A 17,458-nucleotide genomic window follows, 5' to 3' on the forward strand; every position below is an offset into this window, starting at 1 on the left:
ATACTATGTCGCGATGATCGGTAGCCTTTCCGCTGCTCACGCGGAGCGTCGCGAATTCTGGGGGGAGCTGTGCCCGGGGATGTCGATCGAAGCCGGCGGCTACGCCCGGCCGGCCGCGGTGGGCGACATCGACCCGCTGCTGGCCAATTTGAAGCGCGAGGGTTACGTCCAGGTGCCCGGCGCGCTGTCGGAAGCGATCGTCGCCCCGATCCGTTACGCCGTGTCGACGCTGTTTCAGCGCGGCATCCCGTTGGCGTTCGCGTTTGTCTACGACGAATTGTGGCTTGCGTTTCAAGGCCTTTCGCGGTTTCTGACCTCTGTGCTGGGTGAGGATTATCGGGCACTACCCGACTTCTGGGTCTGGCACGTCAACCCCAACGAGAACGCACTGGGCTGGGGTCCACACCGCGACCGGGTGATGCCGACCCTGGATGCCGACAACTCGCCCCACACGCTGACGGTCTGGCTGCCGTTCACCGACGCCACCCCGCTCAACGGATGCATGTACATGCTGCCCGCACACCTCGACGACCGGTTCCGGCAACGCCGGTGGGACGGTGAGGGCAACACCGTCGTCTACAACCTGCAGGACATCCGGGCGCTGCCGGCGACGGCCGGTTCGTTGCTGGCTTGGAATCAGGCGGTGCTGCACTGGGGCGGTCGCGGCAGCCGGCTGGGGGCGGCACCGCGGATCAGCGCGGCCTTCGAGTTTCAGCGTGCCGACCGTCCGCCGTTCAACAATCCTCTGCTGGATCCGGCTCGGGTGCCGACCTTCCAGGAGCGACTCGGGCTGATCGGCAAGCAGGTGCTGCAATACCGCCACATGTATCCGCTCAGCGATGAGATCGCGGCGATCGCCACCTCGCTTTTCCAGCGGTTCATGCCGGGAGTTCCGATCCCGGCCGCGTACCCGGTGCCGACGGGCGTCGCGGCCAACTAGCGCTGACGGACCAGCTCGCGGTCGCCGTACGCGATGGTTGCGGTGGCCCAGTCGCCGCCGGACGCCTCGACGAGCCGGCGGGCGATGCCCAGATCGCCTTTGCTTGCGACCAGGATCAGCATGCGCTCGGCTGTGGTGACTGATCCGCCGAGCAATTGATGGTGTGCAGTTTCATCAGCGATGAACGCGTCGCGGAAGCGGGCGACGTCGATGCCGGGCACGGTGACGATCACTGCTTCTGGCGCGGTCGCCTCTTGGGGTAGGTAAGCGAAGGTCAGCACGGCTTGTTGGTCGAACTGACGGCGCAGCGCCTCGGCGGCGGCGTGCAAGGTCGATTGGTCGACCACGCACAGATGGAACTGGCGTGCCCGTTCGATGGTGACCTGCTGCATCTCCTCGGACCAGAACATCCCCTCCAGCAGGGTCGAACCGGTGACCGGTGCGCCGTTGAGTGCGAGCGTGGTATCGGCCTGGAGTTCGAACTGCCGTAGCTCGTCGCTGCCGCTCGGGTCGCTGTTGTCGGAGGCGAACAGTTCCGCGGAATGACACACGTCTGATTCGGCGTTTGCTGAACCAGAAGCCCCAGCAGTGCCACCGGCTATCAGGAACCACACCAGCACCAGGGTGTTGCGGCGGATGTGAACCGGGCGCTGCCGACCGCGCCTTGACGCTGTCGGGGGGTGGGTGTTTACTCGAAAAGAATCGAACATACTTTCGAAAAATCTGATTAGGAGGCGGTCATGACTGCGGCTTTCGCCTCCCAGCACCACCAGGAAAACCGTGTTGAACAGCTCAAACAGCTGCGCCAGAAGATTGCCGCGTTGTCCGGGAAGGATACCGCCTCCGCCACAGGCCTGGTGTCGGGGGATCCGGCGCTGCTGCCGCGCGGGACGGTGGCGGTGCTGTCAGGGGCGCGGTCGCTGGCGCTGCGCATGGTGGCCACGGTGACGGCCGGTGGGGGCAACGCGGTGATCGTCGGCCAGCCGGATATCGGGTTGCTGGCCGCGGTGGAAATGGGGGCGGACCTGAGCAGGATCGCGGTGGTGCCGGATCCCGGAAACGATCCGGTGGAGGTGGCCGCGGTGCTCATCGACGGCATGGATCTGGTGGTCCTCGGCCTAGGGGGGCGTCGGGTGACGCGGACCCGGGCGCGGGCCGTGGTGGCCCGCGCCCGGCAGAAGGGGTGCACGGTGCTGGTCACCGACGGCGACTGGGAAGGGGCCTCGACACGACTGCAGGCCCGGGTCTGTGGCTATGAGCTGACTCCATCTTTCGGGGGTGGGACGCCCCCCGGGGTCGGACGCATCAGCGGGGTCCGGCTGCAGATCAGCCGGTGTGGGCGGTCGATCGACCGAGTGCGAACCGGTTGACCCTGATGGCTTCTCGGGTGTTGGCGATCTGGTGCATGGACTGGCCCGCGGTCGCGGCGGCAGCCGCCGCGGGTCAGCCCGCGACGGATCCGGTCGCGGTCACCGTGGCGAATCGGGTGATCGCCTGCTCGGCGACGGCCCGGGCAGCCGGGGTGCGGCGGGGGTTGCGGCGACGGGAGGCGGCGGCACGGTGTCCGGAACTGCACATCGTGGCCGCCGACGTGGACCGCGACGCCCGCTTCTTCGAAGGGGTGATCGCCGCGGTAGAGGATTTGGTGCCCCGTCCCGAGGTGCTGCGCCCCGGCCTGCTGGTGCTGCCGGTGCGTGGGGCGGCCCGGTTCTTCGGATCCGAACAGCAGGCGGCGGAGCGGCTGATCGACGCGGTGGCCGCGGCGGGCGCCGAGTGTCAGATCGGTATCGCCGACGGTTTGTCCACCGCGGTCTTCGCCGCGCGTGCGGGCCGCGTGGTGGAGCCGGGAGGGGACGCGCGGTTCTTGTCGGCGCTGTCGATCCGCCAGCTGGCCACCGAGCCGAGTCTGTCCGGCCCGGGTCGGCACGAGCTGGCAGATCTGTTGTGGCGGATGGGAATTCGTACCATCGGACAGTTCGCCGCGCTGTCTCGCGCCGACGTCGCTTCCCGGTTCGGGGCCGACGCGGTGACGGCGCACCGGTTCGCCCGTGGTGAATCGGAACGGGGGCCCTCCGGGCGTGAACCGTCATCGGAACTCGCCGCCGAGCTGGACTGCGATCCGCCGATCGACCGGGTCGACGCTGCGGCCTTCGCCGGGCGTTCGTTGGCCGCCACGCTGCACCAGTCGCTGCTGGCCGCCGGAGTGGGGTGCACCCGACTGGCCATTCACGCGGTCACCGCCACCGGTGACGAGCTGAGCCGGGTGTGGCGGTGCGCCGAACCGTTGACCGAGGACGCCACCGCCGACCGGGTGCGCTGGCAACTCGACGGGTGGCTGAGTCACCGCATCTCACGAGGTCGCCCGTTGGACGCGCCGGTGACGCTGTTGCGTCTGCAGGCCGTCGAGGTCGTCTCGGCCGGTGCGCTGCAGCTGCCGCTGTGGGGTGGTCTTGGCGAGGAGGACAGGCTCCGGGCCCGGCGGGCGCTGGTGCGGGTTCAGGGATTGCTGGGTCCGGAGGCGGTGCAGGTGCCGATGCTGTCCGGCGGTCGTGGGCCGGCCGAGCGGATCACCTTGACACCGCTGGGTGACGAACCGGTGCCGCGGGCCGATCCCGCTCAACCGTGGCCGGGTCAACTGCCCGACCCCTCACCGGCGGTTCTGGTCGACGACCCGGTGGAATTGCTTGATGCTCAAGGAAATCCGATTCGGGTGACCAGCAGGGGAGTGTTCTCCGCCGAGCCTGCCCGCCTGGCCGTGCGGGGGTCAGACGACTTGCTGCGCTGGTGGGCCGGGCCCTGGCCCGTCGACGAGCGGTGGTGGGATGACCGGCCCGAGGCGGGTCAAAAGGGCGGCCGCGTCGCTCGGGCGCAGGTGCTGTTGGAGAGCGAACGGGCGCTCTTGCTGTGCTACCGGCAGAGGAGGTGGTTCCTGGAAGGCATCTACGAATGACTCCAGGCTCTGATCAGCGAAAACGCCGCAGATTTACCGCCGAGAAGAAAATCTGGCGGTCCGGCTTGCCGGCTGATGCGGCGAATCCGTTGTGGTGGTGGGCGATTCGGTGATCAGGGCTACCTTGGCGACCGGTCTCGTAACAGAAAAGTAATGAGGACCGCGGCCGCAGTCTAGACGACCGAGCGGGACTTGCGCTTGTTCAGGAAGGTCGACCACGAAACCACGTCGGGGTGCTCCTTGAGCAGGGCCCTGCGCTGCCGTTCGGTCATGCCACCCCACACGCCGAATTCGACCTTGTTGTCGAGCGCGTCCGCGCCGCACTCCCGCAGCACTGGGCAGTGCCGGCAGATGGCTGCTGCCTGACGTTGCGCTGCGCCCGACACGAACAGCTCGTCCGGGTCTTTGCTCCTGCACAGTCCCTGCGATACCCAGCCTCGTTCCCCACCATCTTCGGCATGCTGGGCGTTGCTGACGGCGACAAGGTTCAGCCGCCGAGCGGCCGGACGTGTTCCTGACACGAAGTGCTCCCCTTAAATGTCCGGCCGCGATGTGCGGCCGCCTCCCCGCGGTGCAGACCAAGTTGTGACCAATGCTTCGTTGCTTTGTCGCGCCACACGTGATCTGAATCTCACCGTGCTTATAAATTAGGGGGTCAGGGGTCAATTGCGCAACCGTTCAACGGTATTTTTTGGGACGCATGTGCCATACGCTCGGTATGATTCCGCCCGTTCGACCGTGACTTTGGGTCTTGTACTCGTCGGCACTGCGCTCCATCACGGGCACCATGGCGGGATCGGGCAGAAATTGAGTCCTATCGGCCAGGGTGGCGGCGGCGGAGGATTCTCGCCGTCCCAGATGTTCTGTGCCACGTTGCCCTGGCCGGAATAGACGTAGTAGTAGGTGTGGCAGACGCTCCAGTCCCAAATTACGGGGTTGACCCGCAGATTGCCCGTTTGGGGCTGAGGGTCTCCCGGGCACCAGTGGCAGGGCCCCTCGGGATGGTCCTCCGGACACCCCGGCCAGGAACCCAACGGCACCGGGACGGCGGGCTTGGCCCGCGCGACACCCGGCTCCGCCACTGCCGCCATGTCGGCCGACAGCAATACCACAAGCGCCAGATAGGTCATCGGTTTTTTCATGTGATGACGTTACGGCGCAACGCTTGCGCAAATCTTGCGCCGATCCGGTCAGGTGCCGATCAGCTCAGCCGGCCGGCGAAGCGCTGCACGCGCTGGGTGAACCGGTCCAGAAACGTCACGGCATTCACGTCAATTCCTATCTGCGCGTTAGGCTTTCGCGTGCCGGGCCAATCGGCGGTAGTCGTCCCGGGTTGGCCCGACACGTCGACGTCGACCGTGGCCGGTCGGGTCTGGACCAACTGTGGGTCGAGCGCCACGGCTGCGGCTAGCGGGTCATGTAGATGGGCGAGGTAGCCCAGGCCGCGCTCGCGGTGCACCTCGAAATAGAACCGCATCGCGTCCACGATGAACCGGGTCACCGGCGACGGCCCCGCCAGGCCGTCGAGCAATGCCGGCGTCATGACGACCCGGCGCGTCACGTCCAGGCCGCACACGGTCGGCGGTCGCGGCAGGCCCGCCCAGGCCGCGAACACCTCGGCCGCTGCCTGCGGGTCCACCCTGACGTTCCATTCGGGTGGTCCCTGGCTGTCGAACACGCCGCCCATGATCACCAGTCGCCGCAATAGTCTCGGGAGGGCCGGTTCGATGCGCAGCGCCAGTGCCAGGTTCGTCAACGGCGCCGTCGCCAAACCGACCAGCTCGCCGGGATGGGCATGGGCCGCGCGCACCCAGGCCGTCGCCGCATCGTGTTCGGTGAGGCGCCGGTCGCCGGGCGGCAGTTCGGCATACCCTAAACCGTTGGGGCCATGGATATCTCCGCGCCGGGGAAGCTGCCCGTTCAACGGCCGATCGGCTCCGCGGGAGACGCCGATGGGGCCGGCCCGGCACAGATCGAGCAGGCCGAGGTTGTTCGCACACACCTGGTCCACCGCGATATTGCCCCCCGTCGCGGCGATACCCACCAGGTTGACATCGCTGGCCAGCAAATAGATGAGGGCGAGCGCGTCGTCGATGCCGGTGTCCACATCGGCGAACACGGCGCTCATCGGGGTCACGATACGCTGTGCGGATGTCCGATGATCTGACCCCGCACTTTGACGACGTGCAGGCGCATTACGACCTGTCCAACGACTTTTTCCGGCTGTTCCTGGACCCCACCCAGACCTACAGCTGCGCGTACTTCGAGCGCGACGACATGACGCTCGAAGAGGCGCAGATCGCCAAGATCGATCTGGCGTTGGGCAAACTCGGATTGCAGCCAGGCATGACCCTGCTCGACGTCGGCTGCGGCTGGGGCGCCACCATGATGCGCGCGGTGGAGCGCTACGACGTCGACGTCGTCGGCCTCACCCTGAGCAAGAACCAGGCCAATCACGTCGAGCAACTGTTCGCGAAATCCGGCAGCCCCCGTACGAAACGCGTTCTGCTGCAAGGCTGGGAGCAGTTCGACGAACCGGTGGACCGCATCGTCAGCATCGGCGCGTTCGAGCACTTCGGGCACGAGCGTTACGACGCGTTCTTCACCCTCGCCCACCGCCTGCTGCCGGACGACGGAATCATGCTGTTGCACACCATCACCGGGCTGCACCCGCTGGAGATGAAGGAGCGCGGTCTGCCGCTGACGTTCGAGTTCGCTCGATTCGTCAAATTTATTGTCACCGAGATCTTTCCGGGCGGACGGTTGCCGTCGATCCCCATGGTGCAGGAGCGGGCCACCGCGAACGGGTTCGATGTCACGCGGGTGCAGTCGCTGCAGCCGCACTACGCCAAGACTCTCGACATCTGGTCGGCCGCGCTGGCAGCACACAAAGACCAGGCCATCGCGCTGCAGTCCGAGGAAGTCTACGAGCGCTACATCAAGTACCTCACCGGATGCGCCGAGATGTTCCGGATGGGCTACATCGACGTCAACCAGTTCACGTGTGAGAAGCGAACGTAATCACCAGCACATCGCGCTGGGCCGGACCGGAGTCGTCGATCGGACGAATCGGTGACACGCCGTGCACGGTGCGGCGGTCGTCGCCCACCAGCAACGTGCCGGGCTCGTCCAACGTGGTCGCCAGCAACTGCCGGCCAGCCGTGTCGCGCACGGTGCTCTCACCGCCGAGAGCGTTGCGCGGCGTGAATAGCAGCGAACTGACCATCGTTACCCCGTCGCGGTGGATGCCTTCCGGTGTCGGATAACCATCGTCTCCGGTGGACTGGGTACGGAACGGGTGCACCTTGACGTCCCACTCGATGTCGTCGTCGAGGGCGGCCGCGAGCCGACCGAGCACGCGCAGCAGTTCACGCAGCAACGGATCCTCGGCGAACGTCTCGGTCAGGGGCTCGAAAACGCGGTCCCGGCCGACGTAAAGGGGATTGCTGCGCTCGGGTTGCCTGAACTCCTGGCTTGCCAGCGGCCGCACCTGCCTACCCACCCCCGTACCTGCGAGCCGCTCGATGCCCAGCTCTGCGGCGTACGGGTCCGGCGCCAACTCGTCCCAGTGCCGGCCGAAGCGGACCCAATCCTCTCGATGCACGCCCAGCGTGCGGGTCAGGTCGAGCGAATGCAGCACCGCCGCGCCCGTGGCGGTGAGGTGGTGTGCTGCGACGGCTACCGGGTCTGGGCGTCGCCCGGGGTCGTTGGAAGTCGTGCCCACGCCGCAGGGGATACCGCGGTGGTACGGCGCTAAACGTTCTGCGGTCTGGACCTACCAGTGCACGCCGGGTACCAGTCGCACCATCTGCTTGACCGGCTTGGGCACCCCCACCCGCGGGACGGCGCGGACGGGGCGCTTGGGCCGACGGGGTTGTGGGTCAACGGTTTCGATGGGGTCGGCAACCCCGCGCGCGGCCGCGGAATCGGGATAGCCGAGGTAGAGCTGGTGCAGAATCCGGCGGGACAGCCTGGGCGCGAACTGGTGACCGGCCTCGGCGAGGGTGCCCATCGGGGTGTCGATCCGCACCGGCTTGTCCACCAGGGCGCGCACCACCATCGCCGCCGCGCGCTCGGCGCTGATGGCCGGCACCGGGTTCAGCCGCTTCGACGGCGCGATCATCGGCGTTGCGACCAACGGCATGTGGATGTTGGTGAACGTGATGTGGTCGGACAGCGTCTCGGTGGAAACGACGTCGGCGAACGCGTCCAGGGCCGCCTTGGTCGGCAGATAGGAGCTGTACTTCGGGTTGCGGGCCTGCACACCGGCGCTGGAGACGTTGACGACATGACCGAACCGGCGCTCGCGCCAGTGCGGCAGCAGGGCCAGCACCATCCGCACCGCGCCGAAGTAGTTGACCGCCATGACGCGTTCGTAGTCGTGCAGGCGGTCGGTGGAGTTGACCACCGAGCGGCGGATCGACCGGCCGGCGTTGTTCACCAGATAGTCGACGTGGTCGAAGCGGCCCAGGATGTCTTTGACGGTGTGCTCCACCGACGCCGAATCGGTGATGTCGCACGGGAACGGGTACGCCTGCCCGCCGTCCGCGCGGATCTCGGCGACCAGCTCCTCGAGGGCCTCACCGTTGCGGGCCAGGGCGAACACCGTGGCACCGCGCCTCGCGACGGCCAGCGCCGACGCGCGTCCGATACCGCTGGACGCGCCGGTGATGATGACGTGACGACCCACCAGCGGGCCGTCCGGATGGTCGCGCCGGGCCCGGTCGGGATCGAGGTGCTCGGCCCAGTACCGCCATAGTTTCGGTGCGTAGGTCGCGAACTCCGGCACACCAATGCCTGTGCCGTGCAACGCCTGCTGCGTCTTGTCGCTGACGAATGTCGGCGCCAGGTCGATCACGTCGAGCACCTCGGCGGGCACGCCCAGCTGGGTGGCGGCCATGTTGCGCAGCACTCTGGCGCGCCCGCTCACCTTCAGCACCGAGGTCGCCATCGAACGGGGCAGGGTGCCGCGCAGCGGGGGGAGCCCGGCGGCTCTTGCGATCCCGCGGTAGATGCCGCGCAAGCCGACGGTGGTGGGTGCGGTCAGGTGGAACGTCCGCCCGTCGAGAGAAGCCGAGCCGTCGGCGTGCAAGAGCGCCACCAGCGCGTCGGCCACGAAGTCGACCGGCACGATGTTGGTGCGCCCGGTGTCGGGCAGCATCATCGGCGTGAACGACGGCAGGACGGCGAGCTTGGCCAGCACACCGAAGAAGTAATAGGGCCCGTCGATCTTGTCCATCTCGCCGGTGCGCGAATCGCCCACCACCACTGCCGGACGGTAGATACGGTAGGCCAGCCCCGGGGTGTCCCGTACCAGGGCCTCGGCCTCGAACTTCGTCCGGTGGTACGGCGTCGGGAGTCCCTGGCCAACGTCGAAGTCGTCCTCGGTGTACTCGCCCCGGAAGTCACCGGCCACCGCGATCGACGAGACGTGGTGCAGCGTGGCGCCGAGCCGTTGTGCCAGGGCGACGACAGCGCGGGTGCCCTCGACGTTGGCCGCGCGCTGCTCCGCCTCGCCGGCGGTGATGTCGTAGATCGCCGCACAGTGCACCACGTGGTCGACGGCCCCCAGTTCGGCGATCACCTCGTCGGCCAGCGCCAGCTCAGGCAATTCACCGACCAGGGGTTTCACCCGGTCGTCCCAGTCCAGGGCGAGGCGCTCGAAGCGGCCCAGCGACTGACGGCGGACCAGGACCCAGACCTGCGCATCGGCGTGGTGGTCCAGTAGACGGGCAACGATTCGGCGACCAATAAACCCGGTACCGCCGGTAACGACATACCGCATGCAGCCCATCGTGGCGGCATGCGGGGGCTCGCGTCAACCGTGACGCGCCAAGGGCCGCTACAGCCGATTGACCTACCCCGGCGGGGCCCCTGCCCGGTAGCAGCAACGCCGACCGGAACTGGGCCACCCACGACGACCGACGCTCGGGCGATGGTGACCTGCCACGGCCGACGTCTCAGCGTGCAGGCCGGCACGCCACCCCCATCAGGGCGTCCACGCTCGCGGCCGGTCCACGGCCGGCGGCGGATTACCCGTGAATCACCGACACCGTGTCGCTGAAGCCGTTGGCGACGTACACCGCGCCGGTGCCGGGATCGATCGCCAGTCCGTGCGGGGCGTCACCCACAGAGATGGTGGCGGTCACGAGGTGGGTGGTGGGGTCGATGACCGACACCGTGCGGGCGTCGAAGTTGGTGACGAACACGTAGCCGCTGGTGGGGCTGACCGCCACCCCGAGCGGTAAGTCGCCCACGCCGATGGTGTCGGTCACGGTGTTGCCGGAGGGATTGATCACCGACACCGTATCGGAGCCACCGTTGGCGACGTACGTCGCGCCGGTGCCGGGGTCCACCGCCACCCCTAACGGTATGCTCCCCACACGGATGGTGGCGGTCACGGTGTTGCTGGCAGGGTCGATCACCGACACCGTCCCGTCGTTGCTGTTGGTGACGTAGATGTTGCCGCCGGGGTGGACCGCCACCCCGGCCGGTGAGCTGCCCACTTTGAGGGTGTTCGTCACCGTATTGGTGGAGGGGTTGATCACCGACACCGTATTGTCGCCGTCGTTAATGACGTAGACGTTGCCGCCGGGGTTGGCCGCTAGCCCGTCCGGGTTGTTTCCCACGTGGATGGTGCCGGTCACGGTGTTGGTGGCGGGGTTGATCACCGACACCGTGTCGGCGCCGAAGTTGGCGACATAGACGTTTCCGCCCGGGTCGACCGCCACACCGAATGGGTAGTTTCCCACTGCGATGGTGCCCGTCACGGTGTTGGTGGCGGGGTTGATCACCGACACCGTGGTGCCGAGGGCGTTGGTGACATAGACGTTGCCGCCGGGGTTGACTGCCACCCCGTATGGGCTGTTGAACCCGGTGATCGTTCTCACGCCGCCACCGGAGCCGCCGACCCCGCCGGTGCCCCCGACCCCGCCGGCCTGCCCGATCGACCCCCCGCCGAGGCCACCGGCCCCTCCGGCAGCGGTGAACCCGGCAAAACTGGCCCCACCCAGACCGCCACCGCCCCCGGCCCCGCCGCTACCGCCCACCCCGGTCACCCCAGCCGGCCCTGACCATCCCAGCAGCCCCGACCCGAACAGCCCACCGGCGCCACCACCGCCGCCGAGCCCGCCAGCACCGCCGGCCCCGCCGGTCCCACCGACCCCGCCGGCCACCCCCCACGCCGTACCGCCCGTACCAGTGCCTCCCACACCGCCGAGCCCGCCGACACCACCAGAACCACCACTGCCACCCACCGACAACAACCCCCACCCAGCACCGCCGGACCCACCCTGACCCCCCGCACCCCCAGCAAAACCGACACCCCCACCAGCCGCACCGACCGCCAACGTCGTCCCACCGGTCCCGCCGGGCCCCCCAGCCCCGCCCAGCCCGAATACCAGCGCCCGCCCCACACCCCCAGCGCCCCCGACACCGCCAGCACCGCCGCCCCCCGTGATACCCGCCCCACCGGTCCCCCCAAAGCCACCGGCCCCACCGACACCGGCCAGCCAGCCCCCCGCGCCGCCCGCACCGCCGGCACCGCCGGCACCGCCGGCCACACCCACCCCGCCAGCGCCGCCCGCCCCGCCGGCGCCGAACAACCCCGCATCCCCACCCCGACCACCCGCCTGCCCCGCCGCCCCCGACCCCCCGGCACCCCCGTTACCCCACAACAGCCCGCCATCCCCGCCGGCCTGACCCGTCCCCGCCGCCCCATTAGCCCCATCCCCGATCAGCGGACGCCCCCACAGCAGCGCGCTCTGGGCATTGATCGCCCCCACAACCTCACCCGCCAGAGCCCGCAACGGATCAACCGCCGCCGCTTCCGCCGCGCCATACGATGCCCCCGCCGCGCCGACCGCCTCGACGAACCGGGCATGAAACGCCGACACCTGAGCGCTGATCACCTGATACTGCCCGCCGTGGCCAGAAAACAACGCCGCGATCGCGACCGACACCTCATCGGTACCGGCGCTGCACAGCGCCGTCGTCGAAGCCCCAGCCGTAGCGCTCGCCTCGTTGACCACCGACGCGAGATCAACCAGATCGCCAACCGCTGCATCGAGATACTCCCGTGCCACCAGCACATACGACATCGTCAGACCCTCCCTATCCGCTCACCATGATTTGCGGTGGCCGCCCCACCAGAGTCCGTGCAGCAATGCACCACGCCACCCTAACTGAGTTTATCCGCAGTTATGAGTATTTGTTCAATCGCTAATTGTGTGACCCCTAGTCCCACGGGCTTGAGCACTCACCCCTGACAATCGGGACCTGGGGGTGGCGATGGAACGACTCATCAAGATGACGCGCGGTGGCGACGACATCGGTGAGAGCGGCCGGGGTGGAACATCCTGGTCGGGAGGCCGACGCCGGGACGCAACGTCTCGATCTCGAGGTGCCCGAACCCGCCCGGCGACGGACGTTAACGACGAAGCGCACGCGGGGGTCCTCGCTGCTCAACGCGCGGCGCCTGACGCGGCGGGGGGTGCGGTGCTGTGTCGCAAGGAACCGGCCAAGACCTCGTGTCGCGTGGGGTCAACGTCAACGCGTCCGGCTGACACCCGTCGGGCACAAGCCTCGGCCGGCGCCCTATGCACCAGCGTGTTCGCCGTCACCGGTATCGCCACCAAGGGCCTGTGCGCGGCCTGCTCGTTCGCATCTCGGCCGTAACCGCCGACTCGCCAAAGGCGGGCTCTATTTCGCGATCTTCTGCACGCAATCCGTGATCGACTGCTATGCCTGTGCTCGTCGGCGACCAGCGATCTGCACGACTGGTAGTCGCCGCAGACGTTCCCGATCTTGACGGCCGCTGGGCCGCACAACACCACGAATGGGCCGAATCCCGCGGCCGCCTCCGCTTCGACGTGCTGAGCTCGGCAGATCGGGGGTCGCCCGGCGGTGCCGACTGCTGGACCCCATCACGACGAAGAATCACACGACGACGTCGTACGTCGCACCCTGGCTTTGCCCCCTGGCCAATCTCTCTGGGCATCACGGCCAGGTATCCGTGTTGGGCAGTCCCGCCAGCTGTGCGGGGACAGTCGGAAACTACCCGTTGGCTGAACAAATACTCATAACTGCGGATAAACTCAGTTAGGGTGGCGTGGTGCATTGCTGCACGGACTCTGGTGGGGCGGCCACCGCAAATCATGGTGAGCGGATAGGGAGGGTCTGACGATGTCGTATGTGCTGGTGGCACGGGAGTATCTCGATGCAGCGGTTGGCGATCTGGTTGATCTCGCGTCGGTGGTCAACGAGGCGAGCGCTACGGCTGGGGCTTCGACGACGGCGCTGTGCAGCGCCGGTACCGATGAGGTGTCGGTCGCGATCGCGGCGTTGTTTTCTGGCCACGGCGGGCAGTATCAGGTGATCAGCGCTCAGGTGTCGGCGTTTCATGCCCGGTTCGTCGAGGCGGTCGGCGCGGCGGGGGCATCGTATGGCGCGGCGGAAGCGGCGGCGGTTGATCCGTTGCGGGCTCTGGCGGGTGAGGTTGTGGGGGCGATCAATGCCCAGAGCGCGCTGCTGTGGGGGCGTCCGCTGATCGGGGATGGGGCTAATGGGGCGGCGGGGACGGGTCAGGCCGGCGGGGATGGCGGGCTGTTGTGGGGTAACGGGGGTGCCGGGGGGTCGGGGGCGGCGGGGCAGGCGGGTGGTCGGGGTGGGGATGCGGGGTTGTTCGGCGCCGGCGGGGCGGGCGGCGCTGGCGGGGTGGGTGTGGCCGGCGGTGCCGGCGGTGCCGGCGGTGCGGGCGGCGCGGGGGGCTGGCTGGCCGGTGTCGGTGGGGCCGGTGGCTTTGGGGGGACCGGTGGGGCGGGTATCACGGGGGGCGGCGGTGCTGGCGGTGTCGGGGGCGCTGGGGTGTGGGGCGGGCGCTGGTATTCGGGCTGGGCGGGGCTGGGGGGCCCGGCGGGACCGGTGGGACGACGTTGGCGGTCGGTGCGGCTGGTGGGGGTGTCGGTTTTGCTGGGGGTGCGGGGGGTCAGGGTGGGTCCGGCGGTGCTGGGTGGGGGTTGTTGTCGGTGGGTGGCAGTGGTGGTTCTGGTGGTGTCGGCGGGCTCGGCGGTGTGGGAGGCACTGGTACGGGCGGTACGGCGTGGGGGGTGGCCGGCGGGGTCGGTGGGACCGGCGGGGCCGGCGGTGCTGGCGGGCTCGGCGGCGGTGGTGGCGCCGGTGGGCTGTTCGGGTCGGGGCTGCTGGGATGGTCAGGGCCGGCTGGGGTGACCGGGGTGGGCGGTAGCGGCGGGGCCGGGGGCGGTGGCGGTCTGGGTGGGGCCAGTTTTGCCGGGTTCACCGCTGCCGGAGGGGCCGGTGGCCTCGGCGGGGGGTCGATCGGGCAGGCCGGCGGGGTCGGGGGCACCGGCGGGGTCGGCGGCTCCGGTGGCGGCGTGAGAACGATCACCGGGTTCAACAGCCCATACGGGGTGGCAGTCAACCCCGGCGGCAACGTCTATGTCACCAACCTCGGCGCCGACACGGTGTCGGTGATCAACCCCGCCACCAACACCGTGATCCGCACCATCGGGGTAGGCAGTAGACCGTCCGGTGTGGCGGTCGACCCGGGCGGAAACGTCTATGTCGCCAACTTCGGCGCCGACACGGTGTCGGTGATCAACCCCGCCACCGACACGGTGACCGGAACCGCCGCGGTGGGCAGTGGACCGTCCGGGGTGGCGGTCAACCCCGGCGGGAACGTCTACGTCACCAACTTCGCCAGCACCACGGTGTCGGTGATCGACCCTGCCACCAACACCGTGACCGCCATCGATGTGGGCAGCTCGCCGTTCGGGGTGGCGGTCAATCCCGGCGGCAACATCTACGTCACCAACGCCGGCGCCGACACGGTGTCGGCGATCGACCCTGCCACCAACACCGTGACCACCACCGATGTGGGCAGCTTCCCGCGGGGGTGGCGGTCAACCCGGGGCACAAGGTCTATGTCGCCAACTATGACGACGGAACGGTGTCGGTGATCAACCCCGACAACAACACCGTGACCGGCACTGTTCGCGTGGGCGGCAATCCGTTTGGCGTAGCGGTCAGCCCGACCAGCGGCTACGCATTCGTCGCCAACAACGCCAGCGGCACGGTGTCGGTGATCAACCCCTCCACCAACGTCGTGACCGCCACCATCGCTGTGGGCACCGGTCCGTTCGGGGTTGCGGTCGATCCCGGCACCGGCGCGGTGTACGTCACCAACGGCGGCGAGAGCACGGTATCGGTGATCCACGGCTAATCCGCCGCCGGCCGTGGACCGGGGTGCGAGGTGATCGAGGCCCTACAACGGTCCTGGACCCACCCACCCCGCAACAACCTGTCCTGCCGGCGAGTGGTTAGAGGGTCTTGGTGGCTGGTGGGCTGTATCCGATGGTGTTGCGCCACAATGTGAGCCAATGCTGTGCCTAGGGCGGTGTGCCGGTAGGTGCAGGAAATCGGTCGTCATGTGGGTCGGGCGAGTCGCGCCGGGCTCGGTGCCGATGCCGGCGCCTGGCAGCGGCAATCCGTGAAGCGCCGGATGCGATGAGAGTCGCCCGGTCCGCCGCCAACATCGTCGGGCCAGAAACCAGCGCAATTTGACCGTCGCCGAACGAGCTACCCCGATGCTGAGCTGTTAAGGCCGTGGGCGCCGCGATTATCAAGGCGCTGTACCGGGGGCCGTCGCAGCGCGTTCGCCCAATGGCGCAAAATTCAACGTCGAGCTGGGGCTCTGCGCGAAGCCGGGGCCCTCGACCCGACTCTGACAGTCGGACAAGCTTCGGCGCGTGGTCAGTTCAGTTGAAGCTGCGTACCCCATCCCAATCCACCAGCGTCCAGCCGGTGGTCGGATTGCCGGTGATGACCACCCGCCCGACGTTGGGCAGTGGGTGACTGTTGAGCAGGCTGAGCTTGGGGTTCTTGACGTTCATCAGCGTCCACACCATGATCGCGGTGCCCTGGGAGAACACCGCGGGCTTGTTGTGGCCGCTGTCGTAGATCTTGCGGATGGCGCCGCTGAACTGCGAGTTGAAATCGCTGCCGCTCACCGACCCCGGGATGCTGGTGTCCACGTCACCGTCCACCCAGCGGACAGGGGCCAGCAGGTAGGTCGAGTTGGCCATCGATTCGGGCTTGCCGTTGTACCAGCCGGCATTGAGGGATTGCAGGCCCTGCAGGATCTCGACCTGCCGGCCGACCTCGGTGGCCAGCGGCCCGGCGGTCTGCTGGTCTGCGGACATGGGGGAGGAGTACAGCGCGTCGAAGTCGGAATGTCCGACCTGATGGGCCAGCTGCTGAGCCTGGCCCTTGCCATCCACGGTGAGGCTGGGACCAGGTACTGCAGTGTCGATGACGCCGTCGGCGTTGGCTTGGGATTGTGCGTTGCGGATGAAGGTCAAGGTGATGCTGCGTGCCTGCGGGCTACTGCTGCAGGCCCCGACGATCACCGCCACGGCGGCCACAGCGACGAATTGGGAGGCCCTCCGGATCAATGTGCGCTTCGGCATGGCGATAGCCTGCCCTGCCGACACCGTCGGAGGGAAGGGTTTGCGATGGTTACTTCACCGAAATTGCGGAATTGAAATCTCAGAGGAGACTCGCATGGCGATTGATCCGAGTGCCGTCGGCGCGGTGACCAAGCCCCAGTTGTTCGAGTGGACCGACCGGGACACGCTGCTGTACGCGCTCGGAGTCGGCGCCGGGCTTGAGGATCTGTCCTTCACCACCGAGAACAGCCATGACATTCCGCAGCAGGTGCTGCCCACCTACGCGGTGATCTGCTGCCCCGCTTTCGGGGCGGCCGGCAAAGTCGGAACGTTCAATTGGGCCATGCTGCTGCACGGATCGCAGACCGTCCGGCTGCACGCGCCGCTGCCGCCGGCCGGCAAGCTGTCCGTGGTGTCGGAGGTGGTGGACATCCAGGACAAAGGAGAAGGGAAAAACGCGATCCTGATGCTGCGCGGCAAAGGCACCGATCCCGACAGCGGGACGCTGATCGCCGAGACGTTGACGACGCTAGTCATCCGCGGTGAGGGCGGCTTCGGTGGTGCGAAGGGGGAGCGGCCGGTGGCCCCGGAGTTTCCCGACCGCGAGCCCGACGTTCGGATCGAGCTGCCCACCCGGGAGGACCAGGCGTTGATCTACCGGCTGTCCGGTGACCGCAACCCGCTGCACAGCGATCCCTGGTTCGCCACCAACCTCGCCGGGTTCCCGCGCCCAATCCTGCACGGCCTGTGCACTTATGGCGTCACCGGCCGCGCGCTGGTGGCCGAGCTGGGTCAGGGTGTGGCGGCCAACATCACCTCGATCGCGGCGCGGTTCACCAAGCCGGTGTTTCCGGGCGAGACGCTGACGACGTTGATCTGGAAGACCGAACCGGGCAGGGCGGTGTTCCGCACCGAGGCGTCCGGCGCCGAGGGTCAGGGACCCCGGCTGGTGCTCGACGACGGTGAGGTGGAGTACGTCGCCTAGCGGCGATCGCACGCGCGGCGGAGCCGGGGGTTGCGGGTCGCCGCCGTGTGTCTAGCGGCGATCGCACGCGCGGCGGAGCCGGGCGCTGCGGGTCTGATCACCGGCCGTTGATCGGGTCT

At 68.3% G+C, this 17,458-nt stretch carries 15 protein-coding genes and 3 pseudogenes; 9 read left to right on the forward strand and 9 right to left on the reverse strand.

The genetic code is table 11. From position 1 onward, the window contains the following. Positions 1-13 precede the first annotated feature (13 nt). Positions 14-940, forward strand: a complete 927-nt coding sequence (locus JX552_RS06335; RefSeq protein WP_205876575.1) for a phytanoyl-CoA dioxygenase family protein — start codon at positions 14-16, stop codon at positions 938-940. On the opposite strand, the gene JX552_RS06340 is transcribed toward JX552_RS06335, so the two are convergent. Further along, a complete protein-coding gene (locus JX552_RS06340; protein WP_205876576.1) occupies positions 937-1,710 on the reverse strand; it encodes a hypothetical protein in 774 nt (257 codons plus the stop codon). The two genes, JX552_RS06335 and JX552_RS06340, sit on opposite strands and share 4 nt — an antisense overlap. Here JX552_RS06340 and JX552_RS06345 point away from each other — a divergent pair. Both JX552_RS06345 and JX552_RS06350 read left to right on the forward strand, forming a co-directional pair. Further along, entirely contained in the window at positions 1,681-2,310 is a 630-nt protein-coding gene (locus JX552_RS06345) for a hypothetical protein (RefSeq protein WP_205876577.1), read from the forward strand. The genes JX552_RS06340 and JX552_RS06345 overlap by 30 nt on opposite strands. A 2-nt stretch (positions 2,311-2,312) precedes the next feature. Next, positions 2,313-3,890, forward strand: coding sequence for a DNA polymerase Y family protein (locus JX552_RS06350; RefSeq protein WP_205878275.1), 1,578 nt, complete (start codon positions 2,313-2,315; stop codon positions 3,888-3,890). Positions 3,891-4,063: 173 nt separating this feature from the next. Here JX552_RS06350 and JX552_RS06355 read toward each other — a convergent pair whose 3' ends face one another. From JX552_RS06355 to JX552_RS06365, 3 genes are all read right to left on the reverse strand, one after another. Further along, the gene (locus tag JX552_RS06355) at positions 4,064-4,411 is read right to left on the reverse strand and encodes a WhiB family transcriptional regulator (protein ID WP_205876578.1); all 348 of its coding nucleotides are present in this window, start codon (positions 4,409-4,411) and stop codon (positions 4,064-4,066) included. Positions 4,412-4,666: 255 nt separating this feature from the next. After that, the gene (locus JX552_RS06360) at positions 4,667-5,032 is read right to left on the reverse strand and encodes a hypothetical protein (RefSeq protein ID WP_205876579.1); all 366 of its coding nucleotides are present in this window, start codon (positions 5,030-5,032) and stop codon (positions 4,667-4,669) included. 59 nt (positions 5,033-5,091) lie between these two features. After that, on the reverse strand, positions 5,092-6,018 hold the full coding sequence (locus tag JX552_RS06365; RefSeq protein WP_205876580.1) for a nucleoside hydrolase: 927 nt from the start codon (positions 6,016-6,018) through the stop codon (positions 5,092-5,094). A 23-nt stretch (positions 6,019-6,041) separates the two neighbouring features. Between JX552_RS06365 and cmaA1 the strand changes: the two genes are divergently transcribed. Beyond that, a complete protein-coding gene (cmaA1, locus tag JX552_RS06370) occupies positions 6,042-6,911 on the forward strand; it encodes a cyclopropane mycolic acid synthase CmaA1 (protein ID WP_205876581.1) in 870 nt (289 codons plus the stop codon). Here the strand turns inward: cmaA1 and JX552_RS06375 are convergent. The 4 genes and pseudogenes from JX552_RS06375 to JX552_RS33195 form a co-directional block, all read right to left on the reverse strand. After that, positions 6,889-7,614 (reverse strand): 2OG-Fe dioxygenase family protein, encoded by a 726-nt coding sequence (locus JX552_RS06375; protein ID WP_205876582.1) that lies wholly within the window; start codon positions 7,612-7,614, stop codon positions 6,889-6,891. The two genes, cmaA1 and JX552_RS06375, sit on opposite strands and share 23 nt — an antisense overlap. A gap of 51 nt (positions 7,615-7,665) precedes the next feature. Continuing rightward, the gene (locus JX552_RS06380; protein WP_205876583.1) at positions 7,666-9,675 is read right to left on the reverse strand and encodes an SDR family oxidoreductase; all 2,010 of its coding nucleotides are present in this window, start codon (positions 9,673-9,675) and stop codon (positions 7,666-7,668) included. 247 nt (positions 9,676-9,922) lie between these two features. Continuing rightward, on the reverse strand, positions 9,923-10,780 hold the full coding sequence (locus JX552_RS33190; protein ID WP_277396086.1) for a YVTN family beta-propeller repeat protein: 858 nt from the start codon (positions 10,778-10,780) through the stop codon (positions 9,923-9,925). Continuing rightward, positions 10,769-11,989 (reverse strand): annotated as a pseudogene (locus JX552_RS33195) (PE family protein); the annotation flags it as partial. The pseudogene JX552_RS33195 and the gene JX552_RS33190, both read right to left, overlap by 12 nt. Before the next feature lie 1,084 nt (positions 11,990-13,073). Here JX552_RS33195 and JX552_RS33960 point away from each other — a divergent pair. The 4 genes and pseudogenes from JX552_RS33960 to JX552_RS06395 all read left to right on the forward strand — a co-directional run. Next, positions 13,074-14,293: pseudogene (locus tag JX552_RS33960) on the forward strand (PE family protein); the annotation flags it as partial. 84 nt (positions 14,294-14,377) lie between these two features. Further along, positions 14,378-14,476: pseudogene (locus tag JX552_RS33965) on the forward strand (YncE family protein); the annotation flags it as partial. A gap of 24 nt (positions 14,477-14,500) precedes the next feature. Further along, positions 14,501-14,866, forward strand: a complete 366-nt coding sequence (locus tag JX552_RS33970) for a YncE family protein (protein ID WP_431195962.1) — start codon at positions 14,501-14,503, stop codon at positions 14,864-14,866. Then, entirely contained in the window at positions 14,857-15,129 is a 273-nt protein-coding gene (locus JX552_RS06395) for a YncE family protein (protein ID WP_431195926.1), read from the forward strand. The genes JX552_RS33970 and JX552_RS06395 overlap by 10 nt, the downstream gene beginning before the upstream one ends. Positions 15,130-15,664: 535 nt before the next feature. Here the strand turns inward: JX552_RS06395 and JX552_RS06400 are convergent. Beyond that, positions 15,665-16,375 (reverse strand): histidine phosphatase family protein, encoded by a 711-nt coding sequence (locus JX552_RS06400; protein WP_205876586.1) that lies wholly within the window; start codon positions 16,373-16,375, stop codon positions 15,665-15,667. A gap of 94 nt (positions 16,376-16,469) precedes the next feature. On the opposite strand from JX552_RS06400, the gene JX552_RS06405 reads away from it, so the two are divergent. Next, positions 16,470-17,339 (forward strand): MaoC/PaaZ C-terminal domain-containing protein, encoded by an 870-nt coding sequence (locus JX552_RS06405; RefSeq protein ID WP_205876587.1) that lies wholly within the window; start codon positions 16,470-16,472, stop codon positions 17,337-17,339. Positions 17,340-17,458: the final 119 nt, after the last annotated feature.

It is taken from the genome of Mycobacterium gordonae, assembly GCF_017086405.1.
GTDB lineage: Bacteria > Actinomycetota > Actinomycetes > Mycobacteriales > Mycobacteriaceae > Mycobacterium > Mycobacterium gordonae_D.